This is a genomic window from Paenarthrobacter sp. AT5 (genome assembly GCF_032764245.1).
In the GTDB taxonomy this organism is placed as follows: Bacteria; Actinomycetota; Actinomycetes; order Actinomycetales; family Micrococcaceae; genus Arthrobacter; species Arthrobacter ureafaciens.
The window spans coordinates 1,343,566-1,358,768 of record NZ_CP136441.1; the positions used below are offsets into that span (position 1 = coordinate 1,343,566).

Sequence of the window (15,203 nt, forward strand, 5' to 3'; positions counted from 1 at the left end):
ATGTGACCAAAGCTGCAGGTCAGTAGCGGTGGAGCAGTTCCCGGAGTCCGTTTGCGGCGAATCCCGCGGCGGCCCCGGCCCGGTCAATAAAGCCGTGGGCGCCTACCGGTTCAACGGAGGCCAGGAGTCCGGCCGCGTCCGCCAACGTCATCCGCACGTCGGTGCGCGTATCCCCGAGGGCCAGTTCTGCGCGGCGCGAGTCCATCCAGGCGTCCGGCCCGGGGTCGTCGTGGAGGGTCCGGGTCACGCTCAGTTCCTGCCAGGAACCGCCCAGCCGGACCTTTCCGCGGTAGGTCACCTGGTCGCCGTCGGACTCCACCCGCCCGTCTGCCACGAACACACGGCCGCCAACCCCCGCATGGTCGACGTAGCCGGTGAACCGGGGCGGCCCTGCGACGGCAGCGGTAGGGAGTACCACGGTGGCCCGGAACGTCAGTGGGCTGCCGCCGATGTCTCCCCGCAGGGTGTCGTTGAAGCGGACTCCGGGGGGCGGTTCCGTCATGGCAGTACAGCCGGCGTCCTTGGCCACGCCCTCCGGTTGCAGGGAATCGAGGTAGCTGCGGGCGTCGCGGTACCCCATGCCGATCAACGTCCCGGCGTCCACCCGGTTCAGGTAGAACTCGGGATCCAGGGGAAGCGGGTGTTCGGGTTTGATGACGTGCAGCACGAAGTGCCGGCCCGTCATCGCGGCCGCCTCGAAGTCCGCCAGCAGCGCGCCCATGGCACTCATTTCGATCATGTGGACGTACTGTTCCAGCGGACCGTCACCCCAATACGGGGAGTTGCCGATGCACCAGATGAGCCACACTTCATCGGCGCCCCGCCGGAGTGCCTCGGCGACGTTTGCGTCCCGGACCCAGACGGCGTCGGTCCAGATCCTGCCGTCGCGGCGCAGGGGAGTGAGGAAGATCGGCAGGGACATGCCCGCAGCCATCAGTTCGGCGTCGATGTCCTTGGCATCGATTGCGTGGCACCGCTTCTCGGTGAATTCCACAACGTTGAAGGAACCCTCGACGGCGTCCGGCGCAGTTGCGTGCCGGCGCACGGCATCGGCGTCGACGCCCAGGGCAGGGAACACTTTGTTGAGGATGCCGTCGGCGTCGCCGATGGCGGGCAGCGACCACGGACCCTTGAGGTAGTCGCCCACGGGCAGTGCGGAGCCGAAGTCCTTGACGTCAACGTCCAGCCACCGCCGGCACATGTCCTCCGGAGATACGCCGGAGAGCAGCATCCCGGCAGTGAGGATACCCCCGGACGTTCCATCCACGTGATGGAAATCGATCCCTTCCTCGGCCAGTGCCCTGACCACTCCGGCCTGCCATGCAACGCGCATCCCGCCGCCCGCCAATACCAAGGACCGCTTCATGGCGTGAATCCGGCCGGGGCCGCGGCACCGAGCCGCCGCCAGTAGATGAAGAGGAGCACCGCCGTCGCGAGGTCGAAGAAGGCAACCAGCAGGGCCAAGGGCGAGAAGACGCCGTTGAGGACCCCGATCCCTACGGCTCCGAAGGCCCCGGTCTTCTGCACGCCGGACCACAGGACCACCTCGGGAGAGGGCACTGTGTTGAGCAGGGTGTGAAGGAGGAGCCCGCCCACTACCACCATGAACATGCCCACCGTGCCAAAGAGCTGCCGGGTTTCCGGAGTGGAGTCCGCGCCGAGCAACTGGAGCAGGGGGCCTCCGAAGGGCACTTCCACCACGCCCGTCACCACCGTGATGATCGCGATGAGGGCCAGCACGGCCCGGAGGGGATCGGCCGTTGCCCAGGCCACGGTCCCCGGCGGGTGTGGCTTGCGGGACTCAGCGTGGGCGCTCACCCGAACGACTCCAGCAGCCGGCCCCGGTCAACGAGGAGCCACACCATGGCAGCCCACATCAGCGTGGAGACGTAGAAACGGATGTCATTGAGCATCATCCACCGCTTGAGGAGGGAGCGCAGTTCGGCGTCGTCCTTGAAGTCGCCGCCGCGGATCCGGACGTTGATGGGAATGATGATGCCCTGTCCCACCCAGGTCAACACGATGATGCCAAGCAGGCAGATGATGGCCGGAACAACCCGGACGGTGCCCCACTCGGACCAGACGAGGATGCCGCCGGAAACGAACATGACGGGCACAACCACGGTGAAGAACTTGGTGGCTGCACGGGTGGGAATCCCGAAGTGCATGTCCACGTTGTCCCGCGCGAGTGAACGCCACGTGGGGTAGAGGAAGAACTTGAGGACCCACATGGTGCCCACGTACATGGTGGCGCCGAACAGGAAGTACAGGGCGTTGATGAGCAGCAGCCAGTTCATCGGGTACCGCCCGGGGTGTTGGCCGCAGCGCCCGGCACCCGGCTGCGGTCAGGCGGCGCCAGCCACTCCTGGCCCTGCCCGAGGTTCACCACGCTGTCCAGCATCTCTCCGCCCCGCAGGCCCGCAGCGCCGGCCTCGGTGGGCGCCGTCAGGAACCAGGCCTCATAGTGGTCGTCCAGGACGCCGTGCGCCGTGGGCAGCCACGCGGTGAAGATCGGTTTCGCTTCCGGCTCCAGGTTCTTCAAAGGTGCGACGCCGGGCGCGTCGCCAAGGACGAGGCGCGCCTTGGCCTGTGCCCCGAAAGCAATGTCTCCCGTGGCTTCAAAGTAGATGTCCGATTTCCAGAGCATGTTCCGGAACGCGCAGTAGTTTGACGCTGCGAGTTTCAGCGGGATGCCCAGCGGATCCGGGCGGTCGATTTCAATGTAGCAACCGAGCTTGCCGTCCTTGTCGTACTGGGCGGAGACCGTGGAATCGGTCACCACGAAGTCAAGGTTCGCCTGGTGCTTGGGCATGCCCCAGATGCCCTTGCCGCCCTTGACGGAGATTTCGGTGCTGACGGGGAGGTCCACCACGAACTGGCCAAGCTTGAACGTCTTCTGGAAGAGCAAGGGAAGCAGCGGTGGCGCAGGTCCCAGACCGTGGGTAATGGCGATGGCCAGCGAATACTCGATGTACTTGCCGATGTCCGTGGACCTGTAATTGACCACCGTGACCACCAGCAAGCCCTTGCCGCCCAGGCTGAACGGCCGCAGCTCAGGTCCGGGAAGGATGGCGGCTGCAGCCTTCTTGTTGATGGGGAAAGCCGCCATGAGGACCGGTGAATCGTCGGAGTTGACGGGCATGACGTACTTGATGCCGTCCGCCAGGGCGTGTTGGCCACGCAACCGCTCCTGGCGGCGCGGTACGGGAGAGGGCATGACCTTGAGCAGTGGGGTGATCAGCTCGGTGAGGGTTTTCATGGCTTGAGCTCCTGGTGTCCGTTCAGCTCGTCGATGATGATGGGGAAAGTGTCCTGCCAGGCGTGTTCGCCGAAGAAGACGTCCAAGTGCCCGTAGCCGGGGATGAGGTGCAGGGAGTCCTTGTCCGGGCGGTGCTTTCGGAAGAACTCGTAGCTGCGCTGCTGGCTCTCGGGCAGGAAACACAGGTTGTCCAGTCCGGCGATGAACGCGAACCGTGCATCCGTCTGCGGGGCCTCGGCCACGTAGTCCTTCGGCAGTTCCGGATGGTTGCCCGCCGCCACCATGTGCCCTGCCCGGATGCTGCGGCCCATCTCCTCGAAGAACGTCACCGGCACTTCGGCGAACTCTCCGCTGAGCCACTGGTGCGTTGCCTCGTCGAGGTTTTCATGGGCCCACAGGGCCGGGCGTCCGCTGCCGTAGGTGAAGCTGACCATCTTGCACACGGTGTTGTCGCACTCGTGGTGCGTGGCCTTGACCAGGCCGCGGATGGCCCGGGTGAAGTAGCCCTGCGACTTGTAGCCCCATGCCGGTGAAAGATACGGGGTGAAGAGTTTCACCACGGGCGTGAGGTAGTCGATCTTCAAGCGCGAGAAGGCGGGGACCACAGGGTGCAGCGAGACCGCGTTGGAGACAATCGTGTCCACTTGCGGCAGCAGGCCGGCAACCGCGGACATCGTGAAGGACGTAGAGCCCTGGCAGTGGATCACTGCCTTCATGGTGTCGGCGCCGGTCTCCCGGAGCACGTACTCGACGGCGGCCGGGTGGTCATTGACCGCGGCGTCAGCGAGCGTCCAGGACAACGGCTCGAGGTCGATCGAGGCGCGCCAGTTCAGCATCCAAACATCCCAGCCGTCCTCCAGGAGCACGTCCACGATGGTGGTGCGGATGGGCGGCCGGAAAAGTTCGGCCCGGACGCCGGAACCATGGACCAGCAGCACAGGTCCCTTGGTGGGGTCGGCCGGTGACGTGACGTGGACCAGGCTCAGGGGAGTGTTGTCCCGGGCACGGAACGGGATCACCTCGGTCCGGTGCGCGGCGCGGGTGATGGTCATGGCGTGGTTCCCTTCCGTGCGATGGTGATCGGTTCTTCAAGAAGCCGCACGGCCGGCAAGCCGGACTCCGGAACCAGCCGCGCGCCGTCGTCGTTGCCTGCCAGCCGCCAGTCGCGGCAGATGGTGTCCACCACCAGCGGGTAGACGGTGAGGTTGCCGTCGGCGTCCAGGTGGATGCGGAGGAAGCCCTTGTGGTCCTCGATCGACTGCCCGGACATCTTCCACGAGTCCACTTCGCCGCTGGGCGTGGCCAGGATGAACAGCGCGAACGCCTCACTCCCCAGCACCCACCCGCCGCCGTGCACCAGGGCCAGCGCCACGAGCACCACCAGGATGTCCGGCCAGTGGCGCGGCCACGGGATGAGGATCACGACGGCGGCACTCACCGCGAGCGCGGACAGTTGGTACAGCGTGCCGCGGGCAAAAACGACGATGCCGGCTGTGGCAATTCCCAGTGCCCGTGCCAGCACGGAGACCACGAGCAGGAGGACCGGCATGGCGAGGACCAGCACGGTGATGGTCAGGGGCAGGTTTCCGGTGGATGCCCCGCGCAGGGCGTCCACGAAGGACTCACCTTGGAACGCGCTGAACACGGTCCAGGCGGTGAGTGCCGCCACGACGTGTACGGCTCCCATGGAAACGCCGAAGCCGGGGTTGCGTACGGGAAGCCACGACGGCGAGAACGGGTTGGCCAGCCGCGGGCCCAGGAGGTGGGACTCGGAGTGGTCGGGGTAGATGGTGGGGGCGCGGGTGAAGCGGCGTCCGGCAGGTGGAGGGTTGGCGCCGGAGGTTTCTCCTGCCCCTGCCGGTGCGGGGAGGAGCAGCTCCTTCGGGAGCCAGTGGGCGTCCGAAAGGTAGGCGCCGCCGAGGCCGCACGTGATCATGTGGGTCATGGCGGCACCGGTGTTGGGGGTGTTTGGCTCGGGGTTGGCTTCTTCGTAGCGGGAGTAGTGGTGGAGGTCCCCCGTGAGCCACAAGCGGACACTGGCCCCGGTGGGTTCGAACAGGCCGGTCTCCGGGTTGAACCGTCGCCGCAGGTAGTCCTGTTCGAAGAAGTCGGCCTGGCGGAACTCGTTGGGTTTTTCCCCGGTGCGGGCAGCGTCGGCGTCCACCCAGACGGGGGCGGCAACGCACAGAATGATCGCGTCCCCGGGCTGCAGTTGGAGGGTGACATTGCGGTAGAAGTAGTCCAGCTGGGGCTCATCGATGTACTGGCCCAGCTGGCTGTCCAGGCCCAGCAGCCACCAGCCTGGGGTGCCTTTGCGGCCGGGGCCGGGCCCTTCCCCTGTCAGCCGGACGGTGAAGTAGCTTCGGCTTTGAATGGTCCGCCACGCGCCGATGTTCCGTTGCCGGGTGAACGTCCGGATGAACGAGGTCAGGCCGTCGTACCAGTCGTGGTTGCCGGGGAGTGCGAGCATCACAGGGATCTGCGCGCTTTCTCCCGGGGTAGGGTTGCCGCCGTGCGGGGTGCCGGCCGGGGACCGCGAGGCCGGGAACGCGGTGCGGTACGGCCCCACCATGCGGTTCTCATAGGCTGACGGGGATGCCACGGGGTACACCTCGTCGCCGCCCAGCACCAGCACCCGGCCGCGGGGAAGCTCGTGGCCGTCCACCCTGAGTGATTCCTGTGCCAGGAGCGAGGCCACAGTGTAGGTGGCGTCGAAGCCGTCGCCGAGGTCGGCAGTGAAGTCGAGCCAGAGCTCACCGGGCGTGGAACGCGGGCCCTCAGTGGGGGCGCCGGCGCCCATCCCGGGGGTCGGCATAGCCCGGCTGGTGACAGGCGGCTGGGCCGGTTGGCCCGGCACGGGAAGCTTGTCCAATCGCAGCGGATCGTCCGGGAAGCTGCCTTCGAGCTCGCGTTTGTCGCCGAAGTCCGCGAACACGGTGGCCGCCATGACCTTCAATGCCGTCCGCGCCAGGGACATGGGGGAGAGCCAGCGAACAGCCGGCTGCGGGGTAAATCCCAGCAGCGCCCGGTGCTTCCCGAGCTCCCGGCTTTTCATCGCGGGGTCATCGTCCTGGCCGCTTCGAGGGGCCGGTTTGGCCCCGGAAAGGGAAGGGCACCCGCCTGATCCCGTGGCCGTACACCCGCCAGAGCTCGCCCCCAAAGAGCTTCATGAACGCTGCCAGGCCCGCGGCCGGTGCGGGGCCTTCCGCACGGAACGTGGTGAGCTGTTTGGCGAAGTCCAGGGGGCGGATATACAGGATGCCCGCACCGGAGGGTTCCGGTGCCTCCTGTGTGCCGTCCGCTGGTGGTACGTGGCCACGGAGGATCGTGGCATAGAGGATGGTGGTGTCCGGCCAGAGATCGAAGCCGGCCTCGTTGTGGATCTGCTTGTACCCGGTGAAGGTGAAAGGCGTACCGCCGGGATCCCGCAGCCACAGCCGGTACAGCATGCGGCGGGCCGGACGCCCATCGGTGGAACCATCCTCGACGAACAGGTTGAACCAGCCCTTTTCCACCGGCATCCGGCCGCCGAAGTAATCGGCAAGCACGTACCCCTCCGCTTTTGCCGGATGGCTTGGATCGGCCACGAAGGCGTCCATGTCCTCGGCGGTAATGGTTAGTTCGAACATGATCTTCCGGTTGCGGTCCCGGCCCAGGCTCCGGCCTTTCTCCGGGTCTGTCACGCCGGGGCTGAACCAGCCGTGCATCTGCTCGGTGAAACTCACGGACGTGGAAAGCCCGGCACTGGCTGCGTCCGGCGTCAGCCCACGGCTACGCGTTTGCGATGCGTGGACGCTTGCGGGTTGCTCCCGGCGCGCGCCCTTGCCCTTGGTAGCGTCCGGCGCCAGGGCGCGCGGAGCCAGCGCATCGACGTCGACGACGGCGCCCGCGGCTTCCTGCCCGACGATCGCGTTTGCGGGGCTCCCGGCAGCATCCACCGGGCCGCCGGCAGCATCAGAGGGCACGATCCCCCGATGGGCCGGGGCGTTCACGATCCGGGCGCACGCCCTCTCGGCGAAGGCGGCAATGGTCAGTGACGGGTTGGCGCCCACGGGCCCGGGCATCGCGGCGCCGTCCACGACGAACAGGCCAGGGTAGCCGAAGACCTCCCCGTACGAATCGCACACGCCCTCTCCGGGGTGCCTGCCCGCGGGGGCCCCGCCGATGGGATGGACGGTGATGACCCGTTTGGCCCACCAGAGCGGGTTGTCCACGAAGTCCCCGTCCAGGTCCCCGGCAATGGCGGACATCGTGGCCCGCACCCGGCCGAAGTACTCCTTAGACGTGGACATGGTCCAGGACACGGCGAGCCGTCCGTCCCGGAGCGTCAGCACGCCGTCGGGAACGTCCCGGCCCATGCCCAGCAGCGGGACCGAACTCGAGGACAACCTTCCATCGCCGAGGGCAGCGGCCAGGTCGGCCGACACGTTGGACCGCCCTGCGTCAAAGAGCCGGTCCGTGAGCAATCGCGCGGCAACTTTGGCCGTGCGCTTGACGGTGGTGCGAAGCTGCGCGGTTTCCATGAGCCAGTTGATGAATGCCGGATACCCGGCGTCTTCCACGTAGTAACCGCGGCCGTCGCCGTCGTCGTCATTGCTGTCCGGCACCCGGATCGCAGTGGTGATGACCGGACCCCGGCTGCCGGTGAGGGTGCGGACGCCCGGAGGCATGCCGTTTTCCCCGGGCGTCTTCGCGCCCATAACGAACGTCAGGAGGTCGCCGTTGCCGCTGAACCGGGTGCCCAGGGAGTCGCTGAGGGCCGGCAGCGAACCCCGGTTGCGGAGGAGCAGGAAGTTGCTGCCGAACGTGCCGGCACCAAGCAGGAGCCTGCGGCAGTGGATGATGTGTTCGTCCAGCAGCCCTCCCTGGTTGTCCGGGTGGTGGATGACATAGCGGACTTCATAGCCTCCGCCGTTCAAGGGCCTGATGCCCCGAACGTCGTGGAACGTCCGGACGTCGGCGCCCTTCGCGGCCGCGGCCGACAGGTAGTTGTGGTCCAACGTGTTCTTGGCGCCGGAGTTGCAGCCGATGTCGCACTCGCCGCTGAGGGTGCACGTGGTCCGGACGGTGTCCGGGCCGTGGATGCTTCCGTACTCCGGGAGGCGAAGCGGCCGGTTGGTCCGGGGTTCCTCGTTGGGTCCGGTGGCGAAGGTGACGGCGATGGGAGGCCTGCTGATGGACAACCCGAGGTTGGCCGCCGTCTTTTCCATGGCGAGTGTCTTGAGGGTGTCGTTGTAGGGGTAGGGCACGGGGCGGAGCATGTCCTCGGCGAGCTTGTAGTAAGGATCAAGGTCCGCCCGCGTGAACGGCCAGTTTTCGTAGCCGCCGCCCGGAATGGGGGATTCGTTGACGAACCACTTCTCGTCCTTGCGCAGCAGCACGTTGGCGTAAATCAGGGAGCCGCCGCCGAGCCCGCTGGATACCAGCCCCTCCGTGCCGCGGAAGGTCCATGCGTCGAACAGGCCGTAAAGGCCGCGGTCCGGATCCCAGAAGTTCCGGCCCATCTCCGACGGCGAACGCGCGAAGCTGCCCGGCGGGTAGGGCTTGCCGCGTTCCATGAGCACCACGGATTGTCCGGCCTCGGCCAGGCGAAGGGCTGCCACGGAACCGCCGAAACCGGACCCGACCACTACTGCGTCCACCGTTTCCGGTGGGGCACCCCGCCGTGGTGTATCGCCGGCGGGCTGTGGACCCGGGTTCCCAGTGTTCGTGTTCCCCAGCCGAACCATGGCCGTTCCCCTCAAACGAGAGCTGACCTGGAGTTACCCGAACGTGCCCCGGGTGATGCCTCCGCGGATTATGGCCCTTATGTTCCCACCGGTCCGGGTATCTGTCCATGCTGTGGAGTAACCCGGTTTTTCTGCCTGTGCACCGGTCCCGTTGGCGGAACAAAGCCCGCAAGGGACGTAGGGTCGGATCATGAGCCTCGACAATCCTGCAAAGGTCGCCGTCATCACCGGAGTTGGAAGAAGGCGGTCCATCGGAGCTGCCTTGGCCACAGGGCTTGCCATGGACGGCTGGAACCTGGTCATCAACCACTGGAAGCCTTACGACGACCGGCTCGGCCTCGAAGCGTCCCCGGACGATGCCGAGGCGATAGCTGCCGAATGCCGCGAACGTGGCGCCGGCGTCGTACTTGTTCCCGGCGATCTCAGCGATCCCGGGTTCCCCGCCGAACTGATCGCGGCAGGGCGGTCGCTTGGACAGGTGAGCGGCCTGGTGATGTCCCATTGCGAGTCCGTGGACAGCAGCATCCTCACGACGTCCGTAGAGAGCTGGGACCGCCACTTCGCCGTGAACGCGCGTGCCACATGGCTCCTTATCAAGGCGCTCGCGGAGCAACTGCCCGCCGTCCCTCCGGGCGAGGTAGGAGGCAGGATCGTGGCGCTCACCAGCGACCACACCGTCAACAACCTGCCGTACGGGGCGAGCAAAGGCGCGCTGGACCGGATCGTGACGGCAGCCGCCGTCGAGCTTTCCGGGCTCGGCGTCCGGGCCAACGTCATCAATCCCGGCCCCATTGATACCGGCTGGATGGACGAGTCTGTCCGCTCCTGGACGACGGCGGCCACCCCGGCCGGGCGCCTCGGCACGCCCGCGGACACTGCGGCGTTGGTGCGGTTCCTTTTCTCTGATGCTGGCTTGTGGATCAACGGGCAGGTGCTGCACAGCAACGGTGGGTTCAACGTCTCCTGATCCGCCGTCGGATTCGCGGGAACGCTGCCCGTTCGCCGTAGGCTTCCCTGCGACCGGGCACTGTTCCAGCGACGTCGGCGAAGTCGGCGAGGCTCACGCGGGACGCGCCGTCGAGCTCCGTACCACCAGGCGGGGAGTGAAACGGCGGTCGGCAGCCGGTGCCTCGGGGTTGCGGAGGCGTTCCAGGGCAACCTGGCCTGCGGCTTCCCCGAGCCGGGCGGCGTGGAGGTCCACGGAGGTCAGGTCGATGCCGTGCAGCCCCGCGGTCCGTGAATTGTCATAGCCAATGAGGGACAAATCCCGGGGGATCGACAGGCCCATGGCATAGGCAGCTTCCCGGGTACCGAGTGCCAGTTGGTCGTTGTGGCAGAAAATCGCGGTGGGCCGGTCGGCCTGCCCCAAAAGGCGTGCTGCGGCCCGGTGCCCGGATTCCTGCGTGAAATCGTCCGCGCACAGTGTTTGCGGCACGAGGCCGGCCCGGCGCATTGCCTGCTCATAGGATCGGCGGCGAACCACGTGCCCGTCATGGGCGGGGCCCGCCAAGTGGGCTATCCGTGTGTGTCCCAGCGTCAACAGATGCTCCACCGCGGCGCGTGCACCGAAGGAGTCATCGGAGTAGACACTGTCCACGCCGGCCACCGGGCGGGTAACGCTGACCAGCGGCACCGAGGCGGCCATTTCGTGGACGGCCTCGTCCGGATCCAGCAGTGTGGCGGCGATGATGATTCCCACCCGGGCTTCGATCAACGACTCCACGGCACCGCGGTCCTCGCCGTCAACGGAGCGCGAGACGCTGAGGATCAGCCGGTTGGGCTCCTGGGAGAGCGCTGTGCGGACGCCGCTGAGGATATCGGCGTAGATTTCATTGCGGATGTCCAGGAGGTAAAGCCCGACGGCGGAGCGGTGTTTGCGCGCGAGGTCGGCGGCCACTGCGTTGGGCCGGTACCCCAGACGTTTGGCGGCGGCAAAGATGGCCTGCTTGGTTTCATCGCTCACTCCGGGCGCGCCGCGGAAGGCAAATGAAACGAGCGTGCGGGATACCCCAACCTCGCGTGCGACATCGCTTTGCGTGGCCGGACGTGGAGGACGGTCGGAAGCCATGGCTACATCCTGCCATGACACAAAACCGAACAATTAAAGTCATTTGTTAGTTTGACCTTACATTTAAGCCCTTTCGCGCGTTAGTCTTGTTCCAGAGCGGGTGTGTATGACCCGCAACACACTGACAAAGGAGTCCTGATGTCTGCTACGCAAACGCAGCGGGAGAGTGCGCATAATGCGGTGTTGCCTCCGCTGACGAACGGCCCCCACCGTAAGCGGTTGGGCCTGGTAGCCCTGGTCGCCACGTTCGGCGGCCTTCTGTTTGGTTACGACACCGGCGTGATCAACGGCGCCCTCCGGCCAATGACGGTGGACCTTTCCCTGACGCCGCTGACGGAAGGAATCGTCACCAGCTCGCTGCTCTTCGGCGCGGCCGCAGGAGCGGTGGCGGGCGGAAGGCTTTCCGACGGCTGGGGCCGCAGGAAGACCATCATCCTGCTGGCCATCCTTTTCTTCCTCGGAACCCTGGCGTGCGTCTTTGCTCCGAGCTTCGAAGTCATGGTCCTGGGCCGCATCATCCTTGGCCTCGCCGTTGGCGGCGCGTCCACCGTGGTTCCCGTGTTCCTCGCCGAGCTGGCACCGTACGAGATCCGCGGGTCCCTGGCCGGCCGCAACGAGCTCATGATCGTCATCGGCCAGCTCGCCGCGTTCGTGGTCAACGCCATCATCGGCAACATCTGGGGCGAATTCGGCGGGGTGTGGCGCATTATGCTCGCCGTTGCCGCCCTGCCGGCCATTGCCTTGTTCTTCGGCATGCTGCGGATGCCCGAATCGCCCCGCTGGCTCATCTCCAAGGGCCGGTCCGCCGAGGCCCTTGCCGTCCTGAAGACCATCCGCTCCGAAGACCGCGCCGAGGCCGAGATGGCCGACGTCAAGCACCTGGCCGATGAAGAGAAGGCTTCGAAGGCCACTTCATGGGCGGCATTGAAGGACAAGTGGATCCTGCGCATCATCCTGGTAGGCATCGGCCTGGGCGTCGCACAGCAGCTGACCGGTATCAACTCGATCATGTACTACGGACAGTCCGTGCTCGTGGAAGCCGGCTTCGACTCCAGCGCCGCACTGATCGCCAACATCGCGCCCGGCGTGATCGCCGTCGTCGGTGGTGTCATCGCCCTGACGTTGATGCAGCGCATCAACCGCCGCACCACGCTGTTGCTCGGTTTCACGCTCACCACCATCTGCCACTTCCTGATTGGCATAGCGTCGATCGTCCTGCCGGTCGGCAACGAGGCGCGGCCGTTCGTGATCCTCTTCCTGGTGGTGGCGTTCGTCGGTTCGATGCAGACCTTCCTCAACATCGCGGTGTGGGTGATGCTGTCCGAGATCTTCCCGCTGCATGTCCGTGGCTTCGCGATCGGACTTTCGGTGTTCTGCCTCTGGATCGCCAACGCGCTCCTGGGCCTGTTCTTCCCCACGCTCGTGGCCGGAGTAGGCATCACGGGAACGTTCTTCCTGTTCGGCGTGGTGGGCATCGCGGCCCTCATCTTCATCTACACGCAGGTTCCGGAAACCCGCGGCCGCACGCTTGAAGCACTTGAGGAAGATGTCACCACGGGCGCCATCTACCTGGTGCACAAGAAGTAGCCGGTCAACAAGAGAAGCCCGCCGCTCCAATCGTGGAGCGGCGGGCTTCTTCGGTTGCGGTCCCGGACCCGGTCAGGCTTTCTTCACGACGCTCGACTTCAGCTGCATCGGACCGAAACCGTCCACCTTGCAGTCGATGTCGTGATCGCCCACGCCATCCACCAAGCGGATGTTGCGCACCTTGGTGCCCACTTTGATGGAGGTCGGGCTGCCCTTGACCTTCAGGTCCTTGATGACGGTCACGGTGTCGCCGTCGTTGAGGACGTTTCCAACCGCGTCCTTGATCAGCCTCTCCGCGGCACCGGCGTCGGGGTCTTCGCCCTGGGGCTCCCATTCGTGGGCGCATTCGGGGCAGACGAGCAGCTCGCCCATTTGGTAGGTGTACTCGCTGGAACACTCGGGGCACGGGGGCAGGGATTCACTCATGGTTCGGTTTTCTTTCTCTCGGTGGCTGTTTGAGCCGTTCGTGCTGCAGCGGCCCGGCTGACGTGGCTGCGTGCGTGTTCGACGGCGGCTGGAAGGTCGCTGAACAGGTGTTTATGGTGGCGAAGGGACTCAATCACGCCAACCTTCGTGGCCAAATGCAGGTGCCTGTCCTGGATGCCTTTGATCAGGACGGTGATCCCGCGCCGCTCCAAAGCCTGGATGATGTCAGTGATGACGCGGGCCCCGGTCGCGTCCAGGATCTGCAACTGGGACATCCGGAGGATGACGACGTCGACGTTCCGGATGTCGGTGACGCGTTCGAGCACGCGTTCGGCGGCGCCGAAAAACAAGGCACCGTCAAGGCGGAACAGTGCAATGTGTTCATCGCCGTCCATGATGGGGCCGGGGATTTCTTCCCGGTGGACACCGGAGGAGCGCACCAGGGAACGCAAGGCGAAGAAGGCGGCAACGACGATGCCGATTTCCACAGCCTCGATCAGGTCGAACGAGACCGTGATGACGGCGGTGACGAAGAAGACGATCGTGTCAGCCCGCGTGGAGCCGATCACCGCCCGCAGCGTCGGCAGCGAGACCATCCGGGCCGCCGTCACCATGAGGACCCCGGCCAACGCTGCCAAGGGGATGCGGGACACCACGCTGGTTGCCAGATATACGACGGCCAACAGCACCAGGGCGTGGGTAATGGCTGCCGCCCTGGTCCGGCCTCCGGAACGGATATTCACGGCGGTCCGCGCGATGGCACCGGTGGCAGGCATGCCGCCAAAGAACCCGGACGCGATCGAGGCAAGGCCCTGGCCGAACAATTCCCGGTCGGCATCGTAGGCGCCGGTATCGGAGATCGAGGACGCGACCCTCGCCGAGAGCAAGGATTCGATGGCCGCAAGCGCAGCGATGGTTGCCGCCGGACCAACCAAGGCGGACAGGATCTCCATGTTCAGCACGGGAAGCGCCGGGGCCGGCAAGCTGGTGGGCAGTGCGCCAATCCTGGCCACCGGAAGCGCGAAAACCTCGGCAATAACGCTGGCAAGCACGATCGCCACCAAGGACCCGGGCAAGCGGGGATGGATTTTCGGGGCCAGCACCATGACTGCCGCCACTACGGCCACGATCCCCAGGGACGCGCCGGTCGAAACCCATCCGGCTCCGGCGGCGTTCACGGCACCTGCCGCGTGCACTGCGGCCAGCACGGCATTGGTGGAGTCCCCTCCGTCAGTTGCCAGGGCAGCAGGGACTTGCTGGAGGAAGATAATGGCCGCAATGCCCACCGTGAAGCCCTCGATCACGGGCCAGGGAAGGAACGTCACCACGCGGCCCAGTTTCAACGCCCCTGCAGCCAGGACAATCAATCCGGCCAGCACTGAAACGGCGGCCAGGGCGCCCAGTCCGTGGGCGGCTATCACCGGGGCGAGGACAACAACCATCGCCCCGGTGGGGCCCGAAACCTGGACATGCGAACCGCCAAACACCGCCGCTACCAGGCCGGCAACCACTGCCGTAATCAAACCACTGGCCGCTCCGGCGCCTGAACTGACGCCGAAGGCCAACGCCAACGGCAATGCCACGATTCCTACTGTCAGGCCGGCCACAAGGTCAGAACGCCAGGACGCACGCAGCCCGGAATAATCGCCCCGGCCCGGCAATAACGCCCGGGCGGCAGCCAAGCCGGCGTGGACGGTTTTCACGGCGTGCCGCCCGGAAATGCCTCTGCAGCATCGGAGGATTCCAGGTTGTCCCGCGTGGTGCGCAGGATCTCTCCGAGCAAGGATCTGGCCACCGTCAACAACTCGGCCACCTGCGGGTAGGCCAGGGAGTAGAACATCTGCAAAGCGCGCCGTTCGGACACCACCAGCTGATACCGCCGCAAGACCGAGAGGTGCTGCGACAAATGGGAGGCCTCCAGGCCGGTGGCGGACAACAGGTCCGTTACGGATACCTCGGGCGCTTCGGCCAGCAATTCAAGGACCCGGATGCGCACCGGGTGCGCCAAGCCCTTGAACAAGTTGGCTTTGACCTCATACAGCGGTGCCCGGGCATCCGAATAGGCCACGAGGCTCATCTCCAATACACACTGATTGACTAATTGATGAATTCATCAATTAGTGTAGCAAGCGTA

Annotated in this window: 13 protein-coding genes; 2 read left to right on the forward strand and 11 right to left on the reverse strand. The window is 66.1% G+C overall.

The window, feature by feature from the left end:
• Positions 1–19: 19 nt before the first annotated feature.
• Genes RI444_RS06225 through RI444_RS06255 form a run of 7 tightly spaced genes read right to left on the reverse strand, consistent with a single transcriptional unit; the run spans position 20 to position 8,901 of the window.
• Positions 20–1,366 carry a patatin-like phospholipase family protein gene (locus RI444_RS06225; RefSeq protein WP_207604961.1) on the reverse strand — a complete coding sequence of 449 codons (1,347 nt, stop codon included), beginning with the start codon at positions 1,364–1,366 and terminating at the stop codon, positions 20–22.
• Positions 1,363–1,818 (reverse strand): hypothetical protein, encoded by a 456-nt coding sequence (locus RI444_RS06230; RefSeq protein WP_242703117.1) that lies wholly within the window; start codon positions 1,816–1,818, stop codon positions 1,363–1,365. The genes RI444_RS06225 and RI444_RS06230 overlap by 4 nt, the downstream gene beginning before the upstream one ends.
• Positions 1,815–2,297, reverse strand: a complete 483-nt coding sequence (locus RI444_RS06235) for a DUF1772 domain-containing protein (RefSeq protein ID WP_207604960.1) — start codon at positions 2,295–2,297, stop codon at positions 1,815–1,817. Before RI444_RS06235 ends, RI444_RS06230 begins: the two co-directional genes overlap by 4 nt.
• On the reverse strand, positions 2,294–3,259 hold the full coding sequence (locus RI444_RS06240; RefSeq protein WP_207604959.1) for an acetoacetate decarboxylase family protein: 966 nt from the start codon (positions 3,257–3,259) through the stop codon (positions 2,294–2,296). The genes RI444_RS06235 and RI444_RS06240 overlap by 4 nt, the downstream gene beginning before the upstream one ends.
• A complete protein-coding gene (locus RI444_RS06245; protein ID WP_207604958.1) occupies positions 3,256–4,311 on the reverse strand; it encodes an alpha/beta hydrolase in 1,056 nt (351 codons plus the stop codon). Before RI444_RS06245 ends, RI444_RS06240 begins: the two co-directional genes overlap by 4 nt.
• Positions 4,308–6,314 carry a hypothetical protein gene (locus RI444_RS06250; RefSeq protein ID WP_207604957.1) on the reverse strand — a complete coding sequence of 669 codons (2,007 nt, stop codon included), beginning with the start codon at positions 6,312–6,314 and terminating at the stop codon, positions 4,308–4,310. Before RI444_RS06250 ends, RI444_RS06245 begins: the two co-directional genes overlap by 4 nt.
• 7 nt (positions 6,315–6,321) lie before the next feature.
• Positions 6,322–8,901 (reverse strand): GMC oxidoreductase, encoded by a 2,580-nt coding sequence (locus tag RI444_RS06255; RefSeq protein ID WP_242703116.1) that lies wholly within the window; start codon positions 8,899–8,901, stop codon positions 6,322–6,324.
• A gap of 277 nt (positions 8,902–9,178) precedes the next feature.
• Between RI444_RS06255 and RI444_RS06260 the strand changes: the two genes are divergently transcribed.
• Positions 9,179–9,955, forward strand: a complete 777-nt coding sequence (locus tag RI444_RS06260; protein ID WP_069694756.1) for an SDR family oxidoreductase — start codon at positions 9,179–9,181, stop codon at positions 9,953–9,955.
• Between the two features lie 93 nt (positions 9,956–10,048).
• Here RI444_RS06260 and RI444_RS06265 read toward each other — a convergent pair whose 3' ends face one another.
• Positions 10,049–11,056 carry a LacI family DNA-binding transcriptional regulator gene (locus RI444_RS06265; RefSeq protein WP_062095786.1) on the reverse strand — a complete coding sequence of 336 codons (1,008 nt, stop codon included), beginning with the start codon at positions 11,054–11,056 and terminating at the stop codon, positions 10,049–10,051.
• Between the two features lie 138 nt (positions 11,057–11,194).
• Between RI444_RS06265 and RI444_RS06270 the strand changes: the two genes are divergently transcribed.
• Entirely contained in the window at positions 11,195–12,643 is a 1,449-nt protein-coding gene (locus RI444_RS06270) for a sugar porter family MFS transporter (RefSeq protein WP_021471427.1), read from the forward strand.
• Positions 12,644–12,715: 72 nt separating this feature from the next.
• Here RI444_RS06270 and RI444_RS06275 read toward each other — a convergent pair whose 3' ends face one another.
• Genes RI444_RS06275 through RI444_RS06285 form a run of 3 tightly spaced genes read right to left on the reverse strand, consistent with a single transcriptional unit; the run spans position 12,716 to position 15,146 of the window.
• Positions 12,716–13,069: a zinc ribbon domain-containing protein YjdM gene (locus tag RI444_RS06275; protein ID WP_021471426.1), complete on the reverse strand. Its 354-nt coding sequence runs from the start codon at positions 13,067–13,069 to the stop codon at positions 12,716–12,718.
• The gene (locus RI444_RS06280; RefSeq protein ID WP_021471425.1) at positions 13,066–14,772 is read right to left on the reverse strand and encodes a SulP family inorganic anion transporter; all 1,707 of its coding nucleotides are present in this window, start codon (positions 14,770–14,772) and stop codon (positions 13,066–13,068) included. Before RI444_RS06280 ends, RI444_RS06275 begins: the two co-directional genes overlap by 4 nt.
• Positions 14,769–15,146: an ArsR/SmtB family transcription factor gene (locus RI444_RS06285; RefSeq protein ID WP_021471424.1), complete on the reverse strand. Its 378-nt coding sequence runs from the start codon at positions 15,144–15,146 to the stop codon at positions 14,769–14,771. Before RI444_RS06285 ends, RI444_RS06280 begins: the two co-directional genes overlap by 4 nt.
• Positions 15,147–15,203: the final 57 nt, after the last annotated feature.